The sequence below is a fragment of the Streptomyces bungoensis genome, from assembly GCF_001514215.1.
GTDB classification, from domain to species: domain Bacteria; phylum Actinomycetota; class Actinomycetes; order Streptomycetales; family Streptomycetaceae; genus Streptomyces; species Streptomyces bungoensis.
This window is the reverse complement of sequence record NZ_KQ948851.1, coordinates 77,146-99,987: the sequence shown is the minus strand read 5'-3', so window position 1 is coordinate 99,987 and position 22,842 is coordinate 77,146. Positions and strand designations below refer to the sequence as shown.

Annotated in this window: 17 protein-coding genes; 7 read left to right on the top strand and 10 right to left on the bottom strand. The window is 74.2% G+C overall.

The features are described from left to right. Positions 1-22: 22 nt before the first annotated feature. The 7 genes from AQJ66_RS00335 to AQJ66_RS00305 all read right to left on the bottom strand — a co-directional run bounded on the left by AQJ66_RS00335 (position 23) and on the right by AQJ66_RS00305 (position 7,875). Entirely contained in the window at positions 23-2,569 is a 2,547-nt protein-coding gene (locus AQJ66_RS00335; protein ID WP_061914580.1) for a polynucleotide kinase-phosphatase, read from the bottom strand. Further along, positions 2,566-4,038 (bottom strand): 3' terminal RNA ribose 2'-O-methyltransferase Hen1, encoded by a 1,473-nt coding sequence (locus AQJ66_RS00330; RefSeq protein ID WP_061914577.1) that lies wholly within the window; start codon positions 4,036-4,038, stop codon positions 2,566-2,568. Before AQJ66_RS00330 ends, AQJ66_RS00335 begins: the two co-directional genes overlap by 4 nt. A 102-nt stretch (positions 4,039-4,140) precedes the next feature. After that, on the bottom strand, positions 4,141-5,064 hold the full coding sequence (locus AQJ66_RS00325; RefSeq protein WP_061914573.1) for an LLM class F420-dependent oxidoreductase: 924 nt from the start codon (positions 5,062-5,064) through the stop codon (positions 4,141-4,143). A 92-nt stretch (positions 5,065-5,156) separates the two neighbouring features. After that, the gene (locus tag AQJ66_RS00320) at positions 5,157-5,642 is read right to left on the bottom strand and encodes a DUF6099 family protein (RefSeq protein ID WP_079059995.1); all 486 of its coding nucleotides are present in this window, start codon (positions 5,640-5,642) and stop codon (positions 5,157-5,159) included. A 203-nt stretch (positions 5,643-5,845) separates the two neighbouring features. Further along, a complete protein-coding gene (locus tag AQJ66_RS00315; RefSeq protein ID WP_061914569.1) occupies positions 5,846-6,190 on the bottom strand; it encodes a nucleotide pyrophosphohydrolase in 345 nt (114 codons plus the stop codon). Beyond that, positions 6,187-7,368: an AAA family ATPase gene (locus AQJ66_RS00310; RefSeq protein ID WP_341849395.1), complete on the bottom strand. Its 1,182-nt coding sequence runs from the start codon at positions 7,366-7,368 to the stop codon at positions 6,187-6,189. The genes AQJ66_RS00315 and AQJ66_RS00310 overlap by 4 nt, the downstream gene beginning before the upstream one ends. A 117-nt stretch (positions 7,369-7,485) precedes the next feature. After that, complete coding sequence (locus AQJ66_RS00305) at positions 7,486-7,875, bottom strand: cell division protein SepF (RefSeq protein ID WP_061914562.1); 390 nt, start codon at positions 7,873-7,875, stop codon at positions 7,486-7,488. 266 nt (positions 7,876-8,141) lie between these two features. On the opposite strand from AQJ66_RS00305, the gene AQJ66_RS00300 reads away from it, so the two are divergent. The 4 genes from AQJ66_RS00300 (at position 8,142) to meaB (ending at position 15,090) form a co-directional block, all read left to right on the top strand. Then, the gene (locus AQJ66_RS00300) at positions 8,142-9,890 is read left to right on the top strand and encodes a hypothetical protein (RefSeq protein WP_425264258.1); all 1,749 of its coding nucleotides are present in this window, start codon (positions 8,142-8,144) and stop codon (positions 9,888-9,890) included. Positions 9,891-10,106: 216 nt separating this feature from the next. Next, positions 10,107-11,915 carry a methylmalonyl-CoA mutase family protein gene (locus AQJ66_RS00295; protein ID WP_061914559.1) on the top strand — a complete coding sequence of 603 codons (1,809 nt, stop codon included), beginning with the start codon at positions 10,107-10,109 and terminating at the stop codon, positions 11,913-11,915. Then, positions 11,915-14,089 (top strand): methylmalonyl-CoA mutase, encoded by a 2,175-nt coding sequence (gene scpA, locus AQJ66_RS00290; RefSeq protein ID WP_061914556.1) that lies wholly within the window; start codon positions 11,915-11,917, stop codon positions 14,087-14,089. The genes AQJ66_RS00295 and scpA overlap by 1 nt, the downstream gene beginning before the upstream one ends. A 5-nt stretch (positions 14,090-14,094) precedes the next feature. Then, on the top strand, positions 14,095-15,090 hold the full coding sequence (gene meaB, locus AQJ66_RS00285; RefSeq protein WP_061914553.1) for a methylmalonyl Co-A mutase-associated GTPase MeaB: 996 nt from the start codon (positions 14,095-14,097) through the stop codon (positions 15,088-15,090). A gap of 33 nt (positions 15,091-15,123) precedes the next feature. Here the strand turns inward: meaB and AQJ66_RS00280 are convergent, their stop codons facing one another. The 3 genes from AQJ66_RS00280 to AQJ66_RS00270 form a co-directional block, all read right to left on the bottom strand. Continuing rightward, the gene (locus AQJ66_RS00280) at positions 15,124-17,088 is read right to left on the bottom strand and encodes a helix-turn-helix domain-containing protein (RefSeq protein WP_061914550.1); all 1,965 of its coding nucleotides are present in this window, start codon (positions 17,086-17,088) and stop codon (positions 15,124-15,126) included. A gap of 106 nt (positions 17,089-17,194) precedes the next feature. Beyond that, entirely contained in the window at positions 17,195-18,562 is a 1,368-nt protein-coding gene (locus tag AQJ66_RS00275; RefSeq protein WP_061914546.1) for an MFS transporter, read from the bottom strand. Between the two features lie 64 nt (positions 18,563-18,626). Next, positions 18,627-19,421, bottom strand: a complete 795-nt coding sequence (locus AQJ66_RS00270) for a 3-hydroxybutyrate dehydrogenase (protein ID WP_061914544.1) — start codon at positions 19,419-19,421, stop codon at positions 18,627-18,629. Between the two features lie 306 nt (positions 19,422-19,727). Here AQJ66_RS00270 and AQJ66_RS00265 point away from each other — a divergent pair, with 306 nt between their 5' ends. The 3 genes from AQJ66_RS00265 (at position 19,728) to AQJ66_RS00255 (ending at position 22,831) form a co-directional block, all read left to right on the top strand. Further along, on the top strand, positions 19,728-21,215 hold the full coding sequence (locus AQJ66_RS00265) for an extracellular catalytic domain type 1 short-chain-length polyhydroxyalkanoate depolymerase (RefSeq protein WP_079059994.1): 1,488 nt from the start codon (positions 19,728-19,730) through the stop codon (positions 21,213-21,215). Between the two features lie 178 nt (positions 21,216-21,393). Beyond that, positions 21,394-22,188 (top strand): CoA transferase subunit A, encoded by a 795-nt coding sequence (locus tag AQJ66_RS00260; protein WP_061914541.1) that lies wholly within the window; start codon positions 21,394-21,396, stop codon positions 22,186-22,188. Then, the gene (locus tag AQJ66_RS00255; protein ID WP_061914538.1) at positions 22,172-22,831 is read left to right on the top strand and encodes a CoA transferase subunit B; all 660 of its coding nucleotides are present in this window, start codon (positions 22,172-22,174) and stop codon (positions 22,829-22,831) included. Before AQJ66_RS00260 ends, AQJ66_RS00255 begins: the two co-directional genes overlap by 17 nt. Positions 22,832-22,842 lie beyond the last annotated feature (11 nt).

Here is a 22,842-nt window from a genome sequence, read left to right as displayed (position 1 = left end):
GTGAAGAGCGGCCGCCGGCGGGCTACAACCTGGGGTCGACCGGCTCCGACTCCAGGGCGAGCACCCCGAACACCGCCTCGTGGACCCGCCACAGCGGCTCCCCGTCCGCGAGCCGGTCCAGGGCCTCCAGGCCGAGGGCGTACTCGCGCAGCGCCAGCGACCGCTTGTGGTTCAGGAACCGGCGGCGGAGCTGGGCGAGGTTGTCCGGGCGGGTGTACTCGGGGCCGTAGACGATCCGCAGGTACTCGCGGCCCCGGCACTTGACCCCGGGCTGCACCAGCCGCCCCTGCTCGGTGCGGGCCAGCGCGCCGAGCGGCTTGACGACCATGCCCTCGCCGCCCCGGCCGGTCATCTCCAGCCACCAGTCGACGCCGGCGCGGACCGACTCGGGGTCGGTCGTGTCGACGCGCAGCCGCCGGGTCGTCCGCAGCAGTCCGGTGCCGTCGTGCTCCACCAGCCGGTCGAGCAGGGCCAGCTGCTCGTCGTGCGGCAGCGCGGCGAGGCTGCGGCCCCGCGCGGCGAGGATCTGGAAGGGGGCAAGGCGGACCCCTTCCAGGCCCTCGGTGCTCCAGCAGTAGCGGCGGTAGGCGGCGGTGAACTGGGCCGCGTCGGCGGCGCGCTCGCGCTGCCGCTCCAGCAGGCCGCCCAGGTCGGTGCCCCGGGCCGCCGCCGACTCCAGCGCGGCGAGCGCGGCCGGGAGCACCGCGCCGGACGCGGCGCCCACGGCCGCGTACTGGGTGCGCAGCAGCCCCGAGGCCTTCAGCGACCACGGCATCAGCTCGGCGTCCAGCAGCAGCCAGTCGGTGGCGAGTTCCTCCCACAGACCGGCCGCCCCGATCGCCGCGCGCAGCCGGCCGAGGATCTCCTCGGTCACCTCGCCGTCGTCGAAGAACGGCCGGCCGGTACGGGTGTAGAGCGACCCGGTCGGGCCGTCCACGCCGAACCTCCCGCGCGCCGCCTCCGCGTCCCGGCACACCAGGGCCACGGCCCGCGAGCCCATGTGCTTCTCCTCGCACACCACCTGCGCCACCCCGTCGGCCGCGTACTGCGCGAACGCCTCCACCGGGTGCTCCAGGTAGCCGTCGACCCGCGAGGTCGGCGTCGGCGCCATGGTCGGCGGCAGGTACGGCAGCAGGCGCGGGTCGACGGCGAAGCGGCTCATGACCTCCAGGGCGGCCGCCGCGTTCTCCTCGCGCACCGAGACCCGTCCCGCGTGCCGGGTCTCGACGACCCTGCGTCCGTGCACGTCGCCGAGGTCCAGCGGGCGGCCGTCCTGACCGCCCGGCGCCTCGGTGCGCAGCGGCTTCGCCGGCTCGTACCAGACCCGCTCGGCCGGTACGTCGACCAGCTCGCGCTCGGGCCAGCGCAGCGCGGTGAGCTTGCCGCCGAAGACCGCGCCGGTGTCCAGGCAGATGGTGTTGTTCAGCCAGGTGGCCTCCGGCACCGGGGTGTGGCCGTAGACGACCGCCGCCCGGCCGCGGTAGTCCTCCGCCCACGGGTAGCGCACCGGCAGCCCGAACTCGTCGGTCTCGCCGGTGGTGTCGCCGTACAGGGCGTGCGAGCGCACCCGGCCCGAGGTGCGGCCGTGGTACCTCTCCGGCAGGCCGGCGTGGCAGACGACCAGCCGGCCGCCGTCGAGGACGTAGTGGCTGACCAGGCCGTCGATGAACTGCCGGACCTCGGCCTTGAACTCCTCGCTCTCGCCCGCCATCTGCGCGATGGTCTCGGCGAGGCCGTGGGTGTGCCGGACGCCCCGGCCCTTGAGGTGACGGCCGTACTTGTTCTCGTGGTTGCCGGGCACGCACAGCGCGTTGCCCGACTTCACCATCGACATCACGCGCCGCAGCACGCCGGGGCTGTCGGGGCCGCGGTCGACGAGGTCGCCGACGAAGACGGCCGTGCGGCCCTCGGGGTGGACGCCGTCGGTGTACCCGAGCTTGCCGAGCAGCGACTCCAGTTCGGCGGAGCAGCCGTGGACGTCGCCGACGATGTCGAAGGGGCCGGTGAGGTGGGTCAGGTCGTTGAACCGCTTCTCGGTGACGACGGTGGCGTTCTCGGCCTCCTCCGCTCCGCGCAGCACGTGCACCTTGCGGAAGCCCTCGCGCTCCAGGTGCCGCAGGGAGCGGCGCAGTTCGCGGATGTGGCGCTGGATCACCCGGCGCGGCATGTCGGCGCGGTCGGTGCGGGCCGCGTTGCGCTCGGCGCACACCTCCTCCGGGACGTCCAGCACGATGGCGATGGGCAGCACGTCGTACCGCTTGGCCAGGTCGATCAGCTGCCGCCGGGCGTCCTGCTGCACGCTGGTGGCGTCCACGACCGTGCGGCGGCCGGCCGCGAGGCGCTTGCCCGCGATGTAGTGCAGGACGTCGAAGGCGTCCCCGGTGGCGCTCTGGTCGTTCTCGTCGTCCGAGACCAGGCCGCGGCAGAAGTCGGAGGAGATCACCTCGGTGGGCTTGAAGTGGCGGCGGGCGAAGGTGGACTTGCCGGAGCCGGAGGCGCCGACGAGGACGACGAGGGAGAGGTCGGTGACGGGGAGGATCCGTCCCCCGGTCCGTGCTGTGTCGGTCATGCCGCCTTCGCCTCCTTCTCGTTCGCGTGGGTGTGCAGGGTGAACACGGCCATCTGCGTGGGCGGCCCGACTTCCGGGTCGTCCGGCCCCACGGGCCGGAAGCCGACGCCGTAGCCGTGGCGTTCGGCCACGGCGCCCGCCCAGGTCCGGAACTGCTCGCGGGTCCACTCGAAGCGGTGGTCGCCGTGCCGGACGTGCCCGGCCGGTAGGGACTCCCAGCGGACGTTGTACTCGACGTTCGGGGTGGTCACGAGGACCGTGCGCGGGCGGGCGTGCCCGAACACGGCGTACTCCAGGGCGGGCAGCCGGGGCAGGTCCAGGTGCTCGATCACCTCGCTGAGCACGGCGGCGTCGTAGCCCTTGAGCCGCTTGTCGGTGTAGGCGAGCGAGCCCTGGAAGAGCTGCACGCGGGACGCCTGCCGCTCCCCCATGCGGTCCAGCTTCAGCCTGCGCGCGGCGATGGTGAGGGCCCGCACGGACACGTCGACACCGGCGACCTCGGTGAACCGCGCGTCCTTGAGCAGCTCCTGCACCAGCCGGCCCTGCCCGCAGCCGAGGTCGAGGACGCGGGCCGCGCCGCAGGCGCGCAGCGCCTCGATGATCGCGTCCCGGCGCCGCACGGCGAGCGGCGTCGGCTTCTCCTCGGTCCCGGTCTCCGGCTCGACCGCGTTGTCGATGGCCTCGACCTGGCTGTCGTCGGCCTCGGCCAGGCGCGCCAGCTCCAGCCGCTCCGTCGCCGCCCGGGTCAGCGACCAGCGGCGGGAGAGGTAGCGGCTGGTGATGAGCTGCTGCTCCGGGTGCCCGGCCAGCCAGCCGTCGCCGGCCCGCAGCAGCTTGTCGACCTCGTCGGAGGAGACCCAGTAGTGCTTGGCGTCGTCGAGGACGGGCAGCAGCACGTACAGGTGGCGCAGCGCCTCGGCGAGGGTCAGCGCCTCCGACTCCAGGACGAGCCGTACGTAGCGGGAGTCGCCCCACTCGGGGAACTCGCCGTCGAGGGCGACCGGTTCGGCGGTCACGTCCCAGCCGAGCGGCCCGAAGAGGCCCCGTACGAGGTCCGGGCCGCCCCGGGCGGGCAGCGCGGGCACCTCGACGCGCAACGGCAGGGGCGCGGCGGCCCGTTCCGGGCGCGCGGCGCACACACCCCGCAGCGCGCTGGAGAACACGGCGCTCAGCGCGACCGCGAGCAGCGAGGAGGCCGCGTAGGGCCGGTCGTTGACGTACTGCGCGAGTGCCGCGTCGGGTGCTCCGCCGCGGCCCTTGCCCTTGCCCCGGCGCACCAGCGCCAGCGGATCGACCTCCAGCAGCAGCGCCGCCGTGCAGCGCTCGGCGTCCGCCTCCGGGTAGAAGACGTGGGCGGTGCCGTAGGACGTCGAGAACTTCTGCGCCTTGCCGGGATGCTTGTGCAGCAGGTACCCGAGGTCGGTGGCCGGGAGGGCGGCGGTGCCGCGTGTGGAGATCGTCAGGAACACGTGTCCGAGTCTGTCGGCCGCGACCCCCGGTGACCACCCGTTTTCCGGTTCACGGCCCCGCGCCCCGGGACGGGGGCGCGGGTCCGTCGTCGCGCGTGGGCGCTACCGCAGCTGGGTCTGGACCTCGGAGGAGATGAGCTCCAGGTGGTCCAGGTCGTGCAGGTCGAGCATCTGCAGGTAGAGGCGGCGGGAGCCGATCGCGGCGTAGCGGCCGATCTTGTCGACCACCTCGGCCGGGGAGCCGGCCAGCCCGTTGGCCTTCAGCTCGTCCACCTCGCGGCCGATCGCGGCGGCCCGCCGGGCGACCTCCCGGTCGTCCCGGCCGACGCACACCACGAGCGCGTTGGAGTACGTCAGGGCGTCCGCGCCCCGGCCCGCCTGCTCGGCGGCGGCACGGACGCGGCCGAACTGCCGCTCGCTGTCCTCCACAGACGCGAAGGGCATGTTGAACTCGTCGGCGTACCGGGCCGCGAGGCGCGGGGTGCGAGTCGCGCCGTGCCCGCCGATCAGGACGGGGACGCGGTCCTGGGCGGGCTTGGGGAGCGCGGGCGAGCCGGTCAGGTCGTAGTACGTGCCGTGGAAGTCGAAGGTCTCGCCGAGCTTGGTCGACCACAGACCGGTGACGATCTCGAGCTGCTCCTCCAGGCGCCCGAACTTCTCCTGGGGGAACGGGATGCCGTACGCCTTGTGCTCGTCCTCGAACCAGCCCGCGCCGAGGCCGAGTTCGACCCGGCCGCCGGACATCTGGTCGACCTGGGCCACCTGGATGGCGAGCACGCCGGGCAGCCGGAAGGTGGCCGCCGTCATCAGGGTGCCGAGGCGGATCCGGCTGGTCTCGCGGGCCAGGCCGGCCAGGGTGATCCAGGCGTCCGTGGGGCCGGGCAGGCCGTCCACGTCGCCCATGCGCAGGTAGTGGTCGGAGCGGAAGAAGGCGTCGAAGCCGAGGTCCTCGGTGGCCTTCGCGACGGTGAGCAGGGTGTCGTAGGTGGCCCCCTGCTGGGGCTCGGTGAAGATGCGCAGGTCCATGCCTCCATCCTGCACGGCCCCGGCCCCGTCGGCCTCACCGGTGCCGCCGGGCGCGGCTCCACCGGTGCAGGCACCGGACCGCCGCCCTGTTCTCACACCCCGGAGGGGCTGTCCTCCGTCCGCCCGGGTAAGACCTCCTCCCGTGCCGCCAGCTTGCGCAGCATCTCCAGGACGCGGTCCCGGGACTCGTCCGCCGCGTCGATGGCCTCCATGCACTGCCAGTACGTCGTCTCGTCGGTCGCCGCGCTGGCCATGCCGACCAGGGCCATGCCGACCTCGCCGAGCAGCCCGCCGAGGCAGAGGAGGGCCTGGCGGGCGTCGTCCAGCTCGGTGAGCTGGGCGGCGCGCAGGTCGCCGGGGTCGAGCACCGGGGGGTCCAGGGCTCCGCAGCCCCGGCCCGCCAGTTCGGTGAGGCCCAGCGCCTCGCCCCGCAGTTCCGGCGGCCCGGAGACCGCGAGGCGGCTGCCGATCGCCTGGGCCAGGGCCTGTGCCTGCCACACCTCCGCCATCATCTCGGGCATGTCGGCGCCACCCGCCAGGGCCCGCCTGCTCGTCGCAATGAGCCGCACCGCATCCATGCGCTGCCCCCGTCCCGTCCTCCGTGCGTCGGCCGCACGCCAGCCGAACTCCCTTGTTCATTACCCAGAGTGAGGGCGACTGGAACGGAATGCCAGAGCAAGACGGAAATTAATGGACAACAATTCGGATGCGACACAGGAGTTGACTCCGGAGAGTGATAGCGGAGCCTGCCACTCCGGAGCGGCGCGGACCTGGCGGCGGGTCAGGAGCCGTCCTGCGCGCCCGGCGCGGGGAAGCGGTGCTCGTTGCGGTCGATCTTCGCGGACAGTGCGGCGAGCGGGTCGATGCCGAGGACCTCGCAGAACTGCAGGAGGTAGGCGAGGACGTCGGCGACCTCGTCCCTGACCCGGTGCGCGGTGCCGGGGTCGTCCATCACCCGGGCCGACTCCTCCGGGGTCAGCCACTGGAAGATCTCGACCAGTTCGGAGGCCTCCACACTGAGGGCGGCCACGAGGTTCTTGGGGGTGTGGTAGGGCTGCCAGTCGCGCGCGGCGGCGAACTCGGCGAGCCTGCGCTGGAGTCCGGCCAGGTCGGGGTGTTCCGTCACGGGTCCAGGTGTACCACCGTGACGCCCTGCGTTCCCGTGGCCCAGGAGGCGTCGCTCACCGCGCCGACGCAGCGGATGTGCCCCCGCTCGCCCATCCGGACCGCCGTGCGCAGCAGGGCGCCGCGCTGGCCCGGGTCGAGGCCGCGGTCGAAGCCGTCGGCGAGCACGGTCAGGGTCCGCAGGGCGTCGGGCACCTCGCCCGGCGTGTCCACGTCCAGCACACCGGGCCCGGTCAGCAGCACCAGTGCGAGGGCGACGTAGCGCAGCTCGCCGTCGCCGAGCCGGGCCAGGTCGGTGCGGAAGCCGTCGCCGCGGTCGAGCAGCGCCCGGACGGCGCCGTCGGCCGTCGGCTCGGCGACCAGGTCGGCCACCGGTCCGGCGCAGCCCGATCGCAGCGCCTCGACCAGCAGGGCGTGCCGGCGGCCGCACTCGGAACGGGTGCGCCAGACGACGTCGGCGAGGTTGTCGCAGCCGCGCAGGAGCCGCCCCGAGCCGGCCGGGACGGGGGCCCGCATGCGCCCGGGGCGGGGGTCGCACGGGAAGACGGAGCGCAGGGCGACCACCATCTGCTCGGCGGCGGCGAGCACCCGGCGCTGCCCGTCCGTCTTGCCCGCCACCCGCAGCGGCAGCAGGGCGGTGCCGAGCTGGTCGTCGGGCAGGGGGGCGCGGGTCACCGGGGCGGAGCCCGCGGTGTGCCAGGCGGCCTGGACGGTCCGGCTCCCGGGGTCGCGCAGGGCGGTCTCCAGCAGGACCACGTCGCCCGCCGTCAGCCGTTCGCCGACGATCCGCAGCCGCGGCTCGGCCTGGACGGCCACGTCGAGCCGGACGGGGCCCGCCGCGCCGTCGGCCGTGCACCCGATCCGGAACCCGCGCCGCCCCTGGCCGTCGGGCCGCGCCCGCTCCGGCACGCAGGCGCCCGGCTCCGGGAACACCTCGTCCAGCGCCGCCCCGCCCCCGAGCCGCGCCAGCGCCTCGTACGCCGCCAGCGCGGTCGACTTCCCCACCCCGCTGGGCCCGGCGAGCAACGTGACGGGCCCGAGCGGGAACCGGGCCCGGCGGTGCCCGGCGAACGCGGACAGCCGCACCTCGGTGACCCGGGCCCGCACGTCGACGGGCCCGCCCGGGACCGGGGGCGACGGCGACGGGGCGGGCGCGGCGGGCGCGGAAGACACGGGCACATGCGGACGGTAGGCCCGCGCGGACACGCCGAACCGTTTTGCCCGCCGCCGGTTCCTACGAACGGGGGACAGGCCGGCGAACGCCGGTGACCGGTGCCGGCCGCCGGCGCCCCGCCCTCAGCCCTCCGAGACGGCCGCACCCTCCATCAGCCCGCTGACCTCCGTGCCGGGCGGCGTGAGGAGGAAGACGTTGCGGTCCACGCGGTGCATCCCGCTGGACAGGCCGAAGACGACGCCGGTGCTGAAGTCGAGGACGCGCTTGGCGACCTCCGTCTCGGCACTGGAGAGGTCCAGGAGGACCGGCGCCCCGGCCATCAGCGTCTCGGCGACGTCGCGGGCGTCCGCGAAGACGTTGACGCGCAGGACGACGAACCGGCGCCGGGTCTCCGTCTCGGCGTCCGGCAGCGAGCGGTGGTCCACCGCGGACGGCCAGGCGTCCCGGCCCCGCAGCGGCACGACCTGGGCGAGCCCCTCCCACTGTTCATCGGTGACGTCGTAACGGCTCACCGGCTCCCCCTGACCTGACTTGCACTCGTTGCCTGCACCAGCCAATTCTTACGCCAAGTCACCCGTTCGGCCCAACAGCGACACACTGCGCGACCGCACCGGCATCCCACCCCCTGCGGCACATGTACGAATACGCCCGCTTCTTACCGCCCTCACACCGGACTCTTCACCAGGCGCCACGCCCCGCTCACCGGCCGCCACTAGCGTCCGGTCGCGTGCACTTGGCAGAAACGCAGGAGGTGACACCCGGCCGGGGGACGCGGTCGGTGGTGTCCGCCGGACCCCGAACCGCCGCGCGGGCCGCGAAGGCCCCCGCCCTCACGGCCGTCACGCGCGCCCCGGAGGGCCCCGCGCAGTGGCACCGCGTCCTGACCCTGCTCGCGGACGTGAGCCTCTTCATCGGCACCCGGGGGGTCTGGAACCAGGCGGCGAGCCACCGGCCGGTGCTCGCCGCGGTCATCAGCGTCTGCTACGTCTCCATCCTGGTCAGCGGCGTCCTCGTGCTGACCGTCCGCCGGGCGCGCTCGCTGGCCCGCCTCGACCTGCTCGTGCTGCTGACCGCGGTCGCGCTCGTGCTGTGCACCTGGGCGCTGGACCACGCCGGCGGCGACGAGGCGGTGCTGACCACGCAGGCGGCGCACGAACTGGTCGCCGGGCACCCGATGTACGACCAGCCGTGGCCCTGGCTGTTCCACGCCAAGGGCGTCGCGCTGACGGCGACCATCGACGGCGGGTACGACTTCACCTACGGCTACCCCCCGCTGGCCCCCCTGCTCACCGCCCCGCTGCTGTGGCTGGGCCACGGCGGCGCCCCGGCGACGGCGGCGGCGACCCTCGTACTGGTCGCCGGCGCTGCGGTGCTGTGGCGGATGCTGCCGGTGCCGTGGCGCTCGGCGGCGACGATGGTCTGCCTGGGGTTCGGCTTCCTGCCGTCGTACGCCCGCCAGGGCTACCCGGCGATCGTGGCCCTGGCCCTGCTGGTCCCGGTGGTGGTGCGCTGGCCGCGGATCGGCGCGGGCGGCCGGCTCGGCGCGGCGGGGATCGCGCGCGCCGTGTGCCTGGGCGCCGCGTGCGCCACGCAGCAACTGCCCTGGTTCGTGACGCCGTTCCTGCTGGCCGGCCTGTACGCGGTGCGCCGGGGCGAACTGGGCGGCCGGGCGGCCGGTGCGGTGCTGCTGCGGATCCTCGGGATCGCCGCGACGACCTGGCTGCTGATCAACACGTACTTCATCGTCCACGAGCCGGGCCCCTGGCTGGACGGGATCGCCCTGCCGCTCACGCAGGGCGCGATCCTGCACGGCCAGGGCCTGGTGGACGTCTCCCTGTACTTCACGCACGGCAGCGACCGGCTCGACTGGTACGGCCACGCGAGCATGCTGTTCGCCGCCGCCCTGCTGGCGCTGTTCGTGCTGTTCGTGCGGCGGCTGGGCCCGGCGGCGACCGTGCTGCCCTGGTGCGCCTTCTACCTGGCGACCCGCTCCCAGGACGGCTACTACCTGATGATGACCCCGCTGTGGCTGGCGGCGGCGGTCACCGCGCCCCTCACGGACTTCGGCCGCGCCTGGCAGCCGCGCCCCGCGTGGCTGACCGGCCCGCGCCGCCGCCCGGTGCTGGCCGGGACGATGGTGCTGCTGGTGCTGCCCGCGCTGGTGAGCGCGACCCTGGCGGTGACCGGCCGGCCGCCGCTGCGCATGGACATCACGGCGGCGCGGCGCGCCTCGGCACACGCGGTGGGCGCGCTGACCCTGCGGGTGACCAACACCGGCGGCACCCCGCTCACCCCGCACTACATGCTCACCACGGGCCAGGGCATGAGCCGGTACTGGTCCCTGCGGCGCGGCCCGGCGACGATCCCCGCGCACGCCACGGCGACCGTGGAGCTGCGGGCGCCCTCCGGCGGCTACCCGGTGCACGTGGGGATCCACACCTACCTGCGGCTGCGCGCCTTCACGGGCGGCCCGCAGACGCTCTCCACCCGGGACGTGCGGCCGGCCGACCTGGGCCTGCGCGGCTGAGCCGGCGTCACCGGCGACCGGGCCCCCGCCGGCCCGGTCGCCGGCATGTCCGCCCACGGCGCGCCCGACGCCTCCCGGACCTCGGCGGACAGCCGCACCAACCGGAGGAAAACGGGCACTCCCGGTCCGGGGAGGCACAGGTCACAACCACGGCGAGGGAAACGTCACAAGCCCCGCTCTGCTCCCGGTCGAGTGCCCTGCCCTAGCATCCGAGCCATGACGGTCCTGCCTGACGACGGGCTCCCACTGGCCGCCGAGTTCCCTGACGCGACACACGAGCAGTGGCAACGCCTGGTCGAGGGTGTGCTGCGCAAGTCGGGCCGGGAAGTCTCGGGAGCGGCAGCTGAGGACGCCCTGTCCACGACGCTCGAGGACGGGCTGCGCACCCGGCCCCTGTACACCGCGCGCGACGCCGCGCCCGACCCCGGCCTGCCCGGCTTCGCCCCGTACGTGCGCGGCGGCCGCCCCGAGGGCGCCACCGCGGGCGGCTGGGACGTCCGGCAGCGGCACGCGGCGCTCGCCGACGGCGCCGTGCTGGCGGACCTGGAGAACGGCGTCACCTCGCTGTGGCTGGTGCTGGGCGAGGGCGGCATCCCGGTCGCCGACCTCGGCCGGGCACTCGACGGCGTCCACCTCGACCTGGCGCCGGTCGTCCTGGAGGCGGGCCGCGAGACGGAGGCCGCCGCCGAGGCGCTGCTGCGCCGGTACGAGGAGACGGGCGCCGACCCCAAGGCGGTGCGCGGCAACCTGGGCGCCGACCCGCTCGGCCACGAGGCCCGCACCGGCACCCCGCTGGACTTCGCGCCGTTCGCCGCGCTGGCCGCGCGCTGCGCCGGGACCCACCCGGGCCTGCGCACGCTGACGGTCGACGCGCTGCCGTACCACGAGGCGGGCGGCTCGGCCGCGCAGGAGCTGGGCGCCTCCCTGGCCACCGGCGTGGCCTACCTGCGGGAGCTGACGGAGGCGGGGCTCGGCGTCGAAGCGGCCGCCGCCCAGCTGGAGTTCCGGTACGCGGCCACCGCCGACCAGTTCCTGACCATCGCCAAGCTGCGCGCGGCGCGCCGGCTGTGGGCGCGGGTCGCCGAGGTGTGCGGGGCGCCGGAGGCCGGCGCGCAGGCGCAGCACGTGGTGACCTCGCCGGTGATGATGACCCGCCGCGACCCGTGGGTGAACATGCTCCGCACGACGGTCGCGACGCTGGCCGCCGGGGTCGGCGGCGCGGACTCCGTGACCGTGCTGCCGTTCGACCACGCCCTCGGCCTGCCGGACGCGTTCGCCCGCCGCATCGCGCGCAACACCTCCACGATCCTCGTCGAGGAGTCCCACCTGGCCCGGGTCATCGACCCGGCGGGCGGCTCCTGGTACGTGGAGCGGCTCACCGACGAACTCGCCGAGGCCGCCTGGTCGTTCTTCCGGACCATCGAGCGGGACGGCGGCCTGGCGGCCGTGCTGCGCTCGGGCCGGCTGCGCACGGACCTGGCGACGACGTGGGCGGAGCGCTCCAAGCGGCTCGCCAAACGGCGCGAACCCATCACCGGCGTCAGCGAGTTCCCGCTGCTGTCGGAGAAGCCGGTGGAGCGCACGCCCGCGCCCGAGCCGCCCTCCGGCGGGCTGCCGCGGGTGCGCCGCGACGAGGCGTACGAGGAGCTGCGCGCCCGCTCCGACGCCCACCTGGCGGCGACCGGCGCGCGCCCCCGGATCTTCCTCGCCACGCTCGGCTCGCCCGCCGCGTACACGGCCCGCTCGACGTTCGCCGCCAACCTCTTCCAGGCGGGCGGCATCGAGCCGGTCACCGGGGGCCGCTTCGAGGACAGCGGGGCCACCGAGGCCGTGCTGTGCTCCAGCGACGCCGTGTACGCCGAACAGGCCGAGCGGACCGCCGAGTCGCTGCGCGCGGCCGGGGCCCGGCACGTCGTCCTGGCGGGGCGTCCGGCCGACTACTCCGGCATCGACTCGTACGTCTTCGCGGGCTGCGACGCCATAGACGTGCTCTCCGCGACCCTCGACCGCATGGGAGTGTCCTGATGGGAATCCCCGACTTCTCCGGCATCGAGCTGGGGACGCCGGCCGTCGACGGCGGCGCCGAGGAGTGGCGTGCCGCCGTCGAGCGGGCGACCGGCGCCGAAGAGCCGCTGTGGGAGACCCCGGAGGGCATCGGGGTCAAGGCGCTGTACACCGGCCGTGACCTGGAGGGCCTGGACTTCCTCGGCACCTACCCGGGCGTCGCGCCGTACCTGCGCGGCCCGTACCCGACGATGTACGTCAACCAGCCCTGGACGATCCGCCAGTACGCGGGCTTCTCCACCGCCGAGGAGTCCAACGCCTTCTACCGGCGCAACCTGGCGGCGGGCCAGAAGGGCCTGTCGGTCGCCTTCGACCTGCCCACGCACCGGGGCTACGACAGCGACCACCCGCGGGTGACCGGCGACGTCGGCATGGCGGGCGTGGCCATCGACTCGATTCTCGACATGCGGCAGCTGTTCGACGGGATCCCGCTGGACAGGATGACCGTGTCGATGACGATGAACGGCGCCGTGCTGCCGGTGCTGGCGCTGTACATCGTGGCGGCGGAGGAGCAGGGCGTACCGCCCGAGAAGCTGGCCGGGACCATTCAGAACGACATTCTGAAGGAGTTCATGGTCCGCAACACCTACATCTACCCGCCGAAGCCGTCGATGCGGATCATCTCCGACATCTTCGCGTACACCTCGCAGCGGATGCCGCGCTACAACTCCATCTCCATCTCGGGCTACCACATCCAGGAGGCCGGTGCGACGGCCGACCTGGAGCTGGCGTACACCCTCGCCGACGGCGTGGAGTACATCCGGGCGGGACGCGAGGCCGGCCTGGACGTCGACGCGTTCGCGCCCCGGCTGTCGTTCTTCTGGGCGATCGGCATGAACTTCTTCATGGAGGTCGCCAAGCTGCGCGCGGCCCGGCTGCTGTGGGCCAAGCTGGTCTCCCAGTTCGACCCGAAGAACACCAAGTCGCTGTCGCTGCGCACCCATTCGCAGACCTCGGGCTGGTCGCTGACCGCGCAGGACGTGTTCAACAACGTCACGCGGACCTGCGTGGAGGCGATGGCGGCGACCCAGGGCCACACCCAGTCGCTGCACACCAACGCCCTCGACGAGGCCCTCGCCCTGCCGACGGACTTCTCGGCGCGCATCGCCCGCAACACCCAGCTGCTCATCCAGCAGGAGTCGGGCACCACCCGGGTCATCGACCCGTGGGGCGGCAGCGCGTACGTGGAGCGGCTGACGTACGACCTCGCCCGCAAGGCCTGGGCGCACATCCAGGAGGTCGAGCAGGCGGGCGGCATGGCCAAGGCGATCGACGCCGGCATCCCCAAGCTGCGCATCGAGGAGGCGGCGGCCCGCACCCAGGCCCGCATCGACTCCGGCCGCCAGCCGGTGATCGGCGTGAACAAGTACCGCGTCGACAGCGACGAGCAGATCGAGGTGCTGAAGGTCGACAACTCCTCCGTGCGCGCCCAGCAGATCGAGAAGCTGCGGCGGCTGCGGGCGGAGCGCGACGAGACCGCCTGCCGGGACGCCCTGGACGCGCTGACCCGGGCGGCCGACGGCGACGGCAACCTGCTGGAGCTGGCCGTGCGGGCGGCCCGCGCCAAGGCGACCGTCGGGGAGATCTCCGACGCCCTGGAGAAGGTGTACGGCCGGCACGCGAGCCAGATCCGTACGATCTCCGGCGTGTACCGCAACGAAGCAGGCCAGTCCCCGTCCGTGGACCGCACCCGCGCCCTGGTGGAGCGGTTCGAGGAGGCCGAGGGGCGCCGGCCGCGCATCCTGGTCGCCAAGATGGGCCAGGACGGCCACGACCGCGGCCAGAAGGTGATCGCGACCGCGTTCGCCGACCTCGGCTTCGACGTCGACGTCGGCCCGCTGTTCCAGACGCCGGAGGAGGTCGCCCGCCAGGCGGTCGAGGCGGACGTGCACGTGGTCGGCGTGTCCTCGCTGGCCGCCGGTCACCTGACGCTCGTCCCGGCGCTGAAGGAGAAGCTGGCGGAGGAGGGCCGGGAGGACATCATGATCGTGGTCGGCGGGGTGATCCCGCCGCAGGACGTGCCGACGCTGCTGGAGATGGGCGCGGCCGAGGTGTTCCTGCCCGGGACGGTGATCCCGGACGCCGCCGGCGGCCTGGTGCGGCGGCTGGCGGCCGACCTCGGCCACGACCTGTAGCGCCGATGGCACCGATCGATCTCGACACGTATGTGAAGGGTGTGCTCGACGGGAAGCGGGCCCTGGTGGCCCGCGCCATCACCCTCGTCGAGTCCACCCGTCCGCAGCACCGGGCGCTGGCGCAGGAGTTGCTCACCGAGCTGCTCCCGCACAGCGGCCGGGCGCGGCGGATCGGCGTGAGCGGGGTGCCGGGTGTCGGCAAGTCGACGTTCATCGACGCGTTCGGCACCCTGCTGACCTCGCTGGGCCACCGGGTCGCCGTCCTGGCCGTGGACCCCTCCTCCACCCGCACCGGCGGTTCGATCCTCGGCGACAAGACGCGGATGGAACGGCTCGCGGTCGATCCGGACGCCTTCGTCCGGCCCTCCCCCAGCGCGGGCACGCTGGGCGGGGTCGCCAAGGCGACCAGGGAGTCGATCGTGGTCATGGAGGCGGCGGGCTACGACGTGGTCCTCGTGGAGACCGTCGGCGTCGGCCAGTCCGAGACCGCGGTCGCGAACATGGTCGACTCCTTCCTCCTGCTCACCCTGGCCCGCACCGGCGACCAGCTCCAGGGCATCAAGAAGGGCGTCCTGGAGCTGGCCGACGTGATCGCCGTGAACAAGGCCGACGGCCCCCACGAGCGGGACGCGCGGGCGGCGGCCCGGGAACTGGCGGGCGCGCTGCGGCTCATGCACGGCAAGGACGCGTTCTGGACCCCGCCGGTCCTGCACTGCAGCGCCCGGGAGTCGACCGGGCTGGAGACGGTCTGGGAGCGGCTGGAGCAGCACCGCACGCTCCTGGACTCCACCGGCCGGCTCACCGCCAAGCGGCGGGAGCAGCAGGTCGACTGGACGTGGTCGATGGTCCGCGACGAGCTGCTGGGGCGGCTGCACGCGAGCCCCGGGGTGCGCGAGGCCGCTCCCGGCCTGGAACAGCGGGTCAGGGAGGGCACGTTGACGGCGACGCTGGCCGCGGAGGGCATCCTGCGGGCGTTCGGGTCGGGGCGGCGGGAGTCCTGACGCACCGCCCCGGTGCACCGGGGCGGCCCGGCGTCATGCCCCGCACGGGCCGGGCCGGGCGCCCGGTCCGGCGTCCGCGTCGCGGGTGAGCTGGAGCAGGCGGAGCGCCAGCTGGGTCTCCAGGGCCCTGGCCGGCGTGTTCCAGTCCGGCCCGAGCAGCTGCGCGACGCGGTCCAGGCGCTGGACGACCGTGTTGACGTGGACGTGCAGGGCCTCCTTGGCGCGGGAGAGGCTGGTTCCCTGCTCGTAGTAGGCGCGCAGGGTGCGCAGCAGTTCGGTGCCGCGCTCGGCGTCGTAGGCGAGGACGGGGCCGAGGACCCGCTCGACGTACGGGGCGACGTCGGCGCGGTTGCCGAGGAGAACGCCGAGGAAGCCCAGGTCGGCGATGTCGGCGCCGTCGCCCGTGCGGTCGAGCGCGTGCAGCGCCCGCAGGCAGCGCAGGGCCTCGGCGTGGATCGCCGGGAGGCGGTCCGGTCCGTGCCCGGGGCCGGCGGCGCCCACCGTCACGGGGGATCCGAGCACGCGGGTGAGGTCCGCGGCCAGGGTGGCGGCCAGCGTGCCGGGCCGGTCGCAGGGCACCAGCAGCACGGCGTGGCCCTGCCGGGTTCCGGCCAGGCCGTCGAGGAAGCGGGCCCTGCGGGCGGTCTCGGCCGTCAGCCGGGAGCGCAGGGACGGGTCGCAGTCGAGGACGGCGACGGCGTGCGGCCGGTTCAGGTCGACGCCGAGGCGGCGGGCGCGCAGGGTCAGGCTGCCGCTGTCCCAGCGTGCCGCCGGCGACGGGCCGGCGAGCAGGTCGTCGAGGAGTTCGCCGCGCACCCGGTCCTCGGTCTCGGCCACGGACCGGCGCATCAGCAGCAGGAGCGCGGTGACCAGCGCCGCCCGCTCGAACAGGCGGCGGTCCGCCTCGGACAGGTCCGTGCGCCGGGTCAGGGTGATGCTGCCGAGCGGCTCGGTCCCGGCCAGCACCGCGCAGGTCCACTGGGAGTCCGCGAGCACCGCGCGGCCGTCGGCGCGGGAGGCGGCCAGGGCCTCGGCGCGGGGCGTGACCGGGTCGGTGTCGGCCCGGGCCAGTTCGCTGCCGTCGGTGTCGTGGACGGCCAGCCCGCCGCCGAGCAGGGTCGCGATCTCCGCCGCCACGTCGTCGATGCCGGCGCCGCGCAGCACGAGCTTGGTGAGGCGGTCGTGTGCGTCGGAGGCGCGGCGCAGCGCCTCGCTGTGGGCGCGGGCCGTCTCGTTGGCCGCCTCCACACGGGCGAGGGCGGTGCGCTGGCCCTCCAGCAGGCGGGCGGTGTCGATCGCGACGGCGGCGTGGTCGGCGAGCGAGCCGAGGAGGGCGATGGCGTCGGGGGTGAACTCGCGCGGGGTGCGGTCGGCCGCGAACAGCACGCCGATGATCTCCTCGCCCACGCGCAGCGGGACGCCCAGGATGCCGCGCAGCCCCTCCTCGGCCACCCCGTCGTCGATGGCGCCCGTGTGGTGGAAGCGCGCGTCGGTGCGGTAGTCGCGGCTGGCGTAGGGCCGGGCGGTCTGCGCGACCAGGCCGCCCAGCCCCTCCCCCAGGCCCAGGCGCAGCTGCTGGAAGGCCGCGGAGACGGACCCGTCGGTGACCCTCATGAACGTGTCGCGGGCGGCCGGGTCGTTCAGGGTCAGGTAGGCGACGTCGGCGCCGAGCAGGGTCCTGGCCCGGCGGACGATGGCGCGCAGCACCGCGTCGAGGTCCCGCAGCCCGGCCAGGTCGCCCGCGGTGTCGTACAGCGCGACGAGTTCCGCCTCGCGGCGGCGGTACTGGTCGAGCACGCGCCGCACGGTGAGGGCGGCCCCGGTGGCCGCCTCGGTCCACGTGAGGTCCGCGGGGTCCGCCCCGGCGGCGCGCAGGCGGGCCGGCTGGGCCGCGAGTTCCTGGGCGGGCGCGTCGGCGGCCAGGAGGTCCAGCAGCCGGCGCACGGCCACCGCGGCGGGCCCCGGGGTGTCGGCGGGGGCGGGGCGGCCGGCGGCCATGGCGCCTCCTCCTTGGCGTGGTCCGGTGACGGGAGCGGGTGCGACCCGGCCCGCCGGCGTCCTGCTGTCGCCGGGGCGGACCGGGTGGCTCGCGTGGGACGTGAGGCTACGCCGGGTCGCCCGCGGTGACGGCGGGCGCCGGGTCCGCGGTGTCCTCGGTCTCGGCGCGGGTCAGGTCGCGGCCCCGGGTCTCCCGGGTGACGGCGACGGTGAGGGTGGTGACCACGGCCGCCGCGCACAGGTAGACGCTGACGGGGGTGGCGGAGCCGTAGTTCTTGAGCAGGTCGACGGCGATGATCGGGGCGAGGGCGCCGGCGACGATGGAGGCGAGCTGGGCTCCCATGGAGGCGCCGGAGTAGCGGACCCGGGTGTCGAACATCTCGGAGATGAAGGCGGCCTGCGGCCCGTACATGGCGCCGTGCAGCAGCAGTCCGGCGATGACCGCGAGGGTGATCTCGGCGGACGACTTCGAGTCGACGATGCCGAAGAAGGCGAACGCCCAGGCGGCCATGCCCACCGAGCCGATCAGGGTCACCGGCCGGCGGCCGATGCGGTCGGACAGGGCGCCCCACAGCGGGATGGTGACGAAGTGGACGGCGGAGCCGATCAGGACCGCGTTCAGCGCCGTGCTCTTCGGCAGTCCCAGGTGGACGGTGACGTACACCAGGATGAAGGAGGTGAGGATGTAGTACGAGATGTTCTCGCCGAACCGGGTGCCGATGGCCGACAGGACCTCGCGCCGGCTGCGGCGGAACACCTGGACGACGGGGGCGGTCTCCTTGGCGCCCTCGGCGGCCTCGGCCTCGGCCTTGGCCTGCGCGGCCAGGAACACCGGGGACTCGGTGACGGAGATCCGGATCCACAGCCCGATCATCACCAGGACACCGGAGAGCAGGAAGGGCACGCGCCAGCCCCAGGACAGGAAGGCGGCGTCGGACTGGACGGCGGCGAGCAGCGCCAGCACGCCGGTGGCCAGAAGGTTTCCGCCCGGGGCGCCGGCCTGCGGCCAGGACGCCCAGAAGCCGCGGTGCTCGGCCCCGCCGTGCTCGGAGACGATGAGCACGGCCCCGCCCCATTCGCCGCCGAGCGCGAAGCCCTGGACCAGGCGCAGCACGGTCAGCAGGATCGGCGCCCCGACGCCGATGCTCCCGTAGGTGGGCAGCAGGCCCATGGCGAAGGTGGCGCCGCCCATCATGAGCAGGCTGACGACGAGCAGCCTCTTGCGGCCGATCTTGTCGCCGAAGTGGCCGAAGACGACACCGCCCAGCGGCCGGGCCACGAACCCGATGGCGTACGTGATGAAGGCGATCAGCGTGCCCACCAGCGGGTCGGCGGTGGGGAAGAACTGGGTGTTGAACACCAGGGCGGCGGCCGAGCCGTAGAGGAAGAAGTCGTACCACTCGATGGTGGTGCCGATCAGGCTCGCGGCCACGATGCGGGCGATGCCGCCTCTCGGCGTGGTGGTGTCGGACATGGGTTCACCGGGTTTCGAACGGAGTACGGGGGACGGGGGTGGAACGGGACGGCGCGGCCGGGGGTCAGCCGGCGGTCCAGCCGCCGTCGAGCGGCAGGGACGCTCCGGTGAGGTAGCCGGAGTGCGGACCGCACAGCCAGAGCACGGCGGCGGCCACCTCCTCGGACTCCAGAAGCCGCTTGACCGGCGAGCGGGCCAGCAGGACGTCGGCGAGCACGTCGTCCTCGCCGATGCCGTGCGCGGCGGCCTGGTCCCGGATCTGGCCCTCGACGAGCGGGGTGCGGACGTATCCGGGATTGACGCAGTTGCTGGTGACACCGTGGGGGGCGCCCTCGATCGCGGCGACCTTGCTCAGCCCCTCCAGGGCGTGCTTGGCGGCGACGTAGGCCGACTTGTAGGCGCTGGCCCGCAGGCCGTGGACGCTGGAGACGTTGACGATCCGGCCCCAGTCGCGCGCGTACATGTGCGGCAGGGCCCGGCGCATCAGCAGGAACGGCGCCGTGACCATGACCTTCTGGATCAGCTCGAAGCGCTCCGGCGGGAACTCGGGGATCGGGGCCACGTGCTGCAGTCCGGCGTTGTTGACCAGGATGTCGGTCCCGGCCGGGAGGAGGTCGACGGCGCCCGGGTCCGCGAGGTCGACGACGTGCGCCTCGCCGCCGGTGACCTCCGCGACGGCCTTGGCGGCGTCGGCGTCCCGGTCGACCACGTGCACGAACGCCCCGGCCTGCGCCAGGGCGAACGCGCAGGCCCGGCCGATGCCGCTGCCGCCGCCGGTCACCAGCGCCGTACGACCGCTCAGGTCGACGGCGGTGGTGGGCGGCGGCAGGGAGGCCGGGGCGGGAAATGTGTTCGTCATGGCCGGAAACAGTAGGGAGCACGCCGGACTCCTCCCATGTGGACGACCACCACAAAGCGACGTCGGGTAGTGGCTTCCACCGCTATAGGGGACCGCTCGGGGAGAAGCGGGGAGAAGGGGACCGACGTGGCCGGGAAGGGGCTTGCCTCCCCGGGCTCCGGGGACATCGGCCTGGTGGCGGGCGCGGCCATGGATGGCCCCTACACAGCGCCCCTGTGAACCCTGGGGGCCCCACCCATGCCGTCGGTGGCATGGACACGCAGATGATGCACGCCCCCGTGTTCCCCACCTCAGGAGGCAGCCGACATGGGCCAGCCCTACCCTCCACACCGTTCCACCGAGGTAAGTCGCCTCGTCCGGGGCGTCCGCCGCTGGGTCACCGCCGCGGCGGGCGCCCTGGCGCTGACCGCCGGCCTGGTCGCCGCCGGACCGCAGGCGTCCGCCGCGGGCCTGACCCAGGTCACCGGGTTCGGCACGAACCCCGGCAACCTCTCCATGTACGAGTACGCGCCCGCCGGCCTGTCCGCGGGCAGGCCCCTGGTGATCGCCCTGCACGGCTGCACGCAGAGCGCGAGCGACTACTACGACCACTCCGGCTGGCCGAAGTTCGCCGACCTCTACGGCTTCGCGCTGGTCTTCCCGCAGACGAGCAGCGCGAACAACGGCAACTCCTGCTTCAACTGGTTCCAGCCGGGTGACACCACGCGCGGCCAGGGCGAGGCCCTGTCGATCAAGCAGATGGTCGACAAGGCCGTCGCGCAGTACGGCAGCGACACCGGCCGGGTCTACATCACCGGCCTGTCGGCGGGCGCCGGCATGACCGCGAACATGCTCGCCGCCTACCCCGACGTCTTCGCGGGCGGCTCCATCGACTCCGGCCTGCCCGCGTACTGCGCGAACGACACCGCCTCGGCCTACACGTGCATGTACAGCCCGCCGGACAGGACCCCGGCCCAGTGGGGCGACCTGGTGCGCTCCGCCGCCCCCGCCGGAACCACCTCGTGGCCGCGCGTGGCGATCTGGCAGGGCACCTCCGACACCACCGTGGCACCCGCCAACGCCACCGAGCTGCGCGACCAGTGGACGAACGTGTGGGGCATCGGCCAGACCCCCTCCCGCACGGAGAGCCTGACCGGCGGCACCACCCTGAGCGTCTACGACGACGGTTCCGGGCGGCCCGCGGTCGAGGTCTACTCGATCTCCGGCATGGCCCACGGGCTCGCGGTCGACCCCGGCAGCGGCACCGAGCAGTGCGGCAGCACCGGCACCTACTACCTCGACACCATCTGCTCCAGCTACCACACCGCCCGGTTCTGGGGACTCGACGGCGGCGGTACGGGCACCGGCGCGCTGCCGGCCCCCACGGGGCTGACCGTCACCGGGACCACCGACACCACCGCCTCCCTGACCTGGAACGCGGTCGACGGCGCGGCCTCCTACCAGGTCTTCCGGGGCGGCACGAAGGTCGGCACCACCGCGTCGGCCGGCTACACCGACACCGGCCTGGCCACCGGGACGGCGTACCGGTACACCGTGGCCGCCGTCGACTCCTCGGGTACCGCGGGCGCCGCCTCGGCCGCGGTGACGGCGACCACCACCGGCTTCACCCCCACCTGCGACACGGCGAGCAACTACGACCACACGGTCGCCGGGCGCGCCCACCAGAGCGGCGGCTACACCTACGCCCAGGGATCGCAGCAGGCCATGGGGCTGTGGAACACCTTCACCACGCACACCCTCGAGCAGACCTCGCCCGGCTACTACGTGATCGCCGACTCGGGCTGCACCGGCTGACCGCCTCGCCGTCGCAGCCCCTCCGGGGAGGTGGTCACCACCATCTCCCCGGAGGTTGATGTGTGGGCGGCACCCATGGTCGCGCCTGTTCCGCCTGCCTAGGCTCGCTGCCCGTCCGTAGTACTGGCACCGGCTCTGACCAGCAACGTCATCCCGGCTGCCCGAGGGAAGGGACCGTATGGGTCTGGACAAGACAGTCGCGAGCGCGGCGGAGGCGGTGGCCGACATCCCCGAGGGGGCCTCGCTCGCGGTCGGCGGCTTCGGGCTGTGCGGCATACCGGGCACGCTGATCGACGCCCTCCGGCAGCGCGGGGTGGACGGCCTGAGGATCGTCTCGAACAACTGCGGCGTCGACGACTGGGGCCTCGGGCTGCTGCTCGCCGCCGGGCAGATCTCCCGCATGACGAGCTCGTACGTCGGGGAGAACAAGGAGTTCGCCCGCCGGTACCTGAGCGGGGAGCTGGAGGTCGAGCTCGTGCCGCAGGGGACCCTGGCCGAGCGGCTGCGGGCCGGGGGCGCCGGCATCCCCGCCTTCTACACCCCGGCGGGCACCGGCACCCAGGTCGGCGAGGGCGGACTGCCCTGGCGCCACGCGGCCGACGGTTCGGTCGCCGTGGCCTCGCCCGCCAAGGAGACCCGGGAGTTCGACGGACGCCCTTACCTGCTCGAACACGGCATCACGACCGACTTCGCGCTGGTCCGCGCGACCATCGGCGACCGGCACGGGAACCTCGTCTTCCGCTCCTCCGCCCGCAACTTCAACCCGCTGGCCGCCATGGCGGGCCGGATCACCGTCGCCGAGGTGGACCACCTCGTCGAACCCGGCGAGCTGGACCCCGACGAGGTCCACCTGCCCGGCGTCTTCGTGCAGCGCGTGGTGCGCGTGACCCCCGGCGACCCCGCGGCCGAGCGGCGCATCGAGCGCCGTACCGTTCGACAGGAAGGCGGCGCCCGACATGCCGTACACCCGTGAGCAGATGGCGGCCCGGGCCGCCCGCGAACTCGCCGACGGCAGCTACGTCAACCTGGGCATCGGTCTGCCCACCCTGATCCCCAACCACCTGCCGCCCGGCGTCGAGGTGGTCCTGCAGTCCGAGAACGGCATCCTGGGCGTGGGCCCCTACCCGACCGAGGACGAGCTCGACGCCGACCTCGTCAACGCCGGCAAGGAGACCGTCACCACGCTGCCCGGCGCCGCGTTCTTCGACTCCGCCCTGTCCTTCGGGATGATCCGCGGCGGCCACATCGACACCGCCGTGCTGGGCGCCATGCAGGTCTCCTCCGCCGGCGACCTCGCCAACTGGATGATCCCCGGCAAGATGGTCAAGGGCATGGGCGGCGCCATGGACCTCGTGCACGGCGCCGGCCGGGTCGTCGTCCTCATGGAGCACACCGCCAAGGACGGCAGCCCCAAACTGGTGTCCTCGTGCACCCTGCCGCTCACCGGCCGGGCCGTCGTCCAGCGGGTGATCACCGACCTCGCGGTCGTCGACGTCACCGCGGACGGCTTCGTCCTGGCCGAGACCGCCCCGGGGGTCACCGTCGAGGAGATCCGGGCCGCCACGGCGGCGGACCTGACGGTACCGGCCCACCTCGGCGCCCCGACGGCGCCCTGAGCGATCCCGGC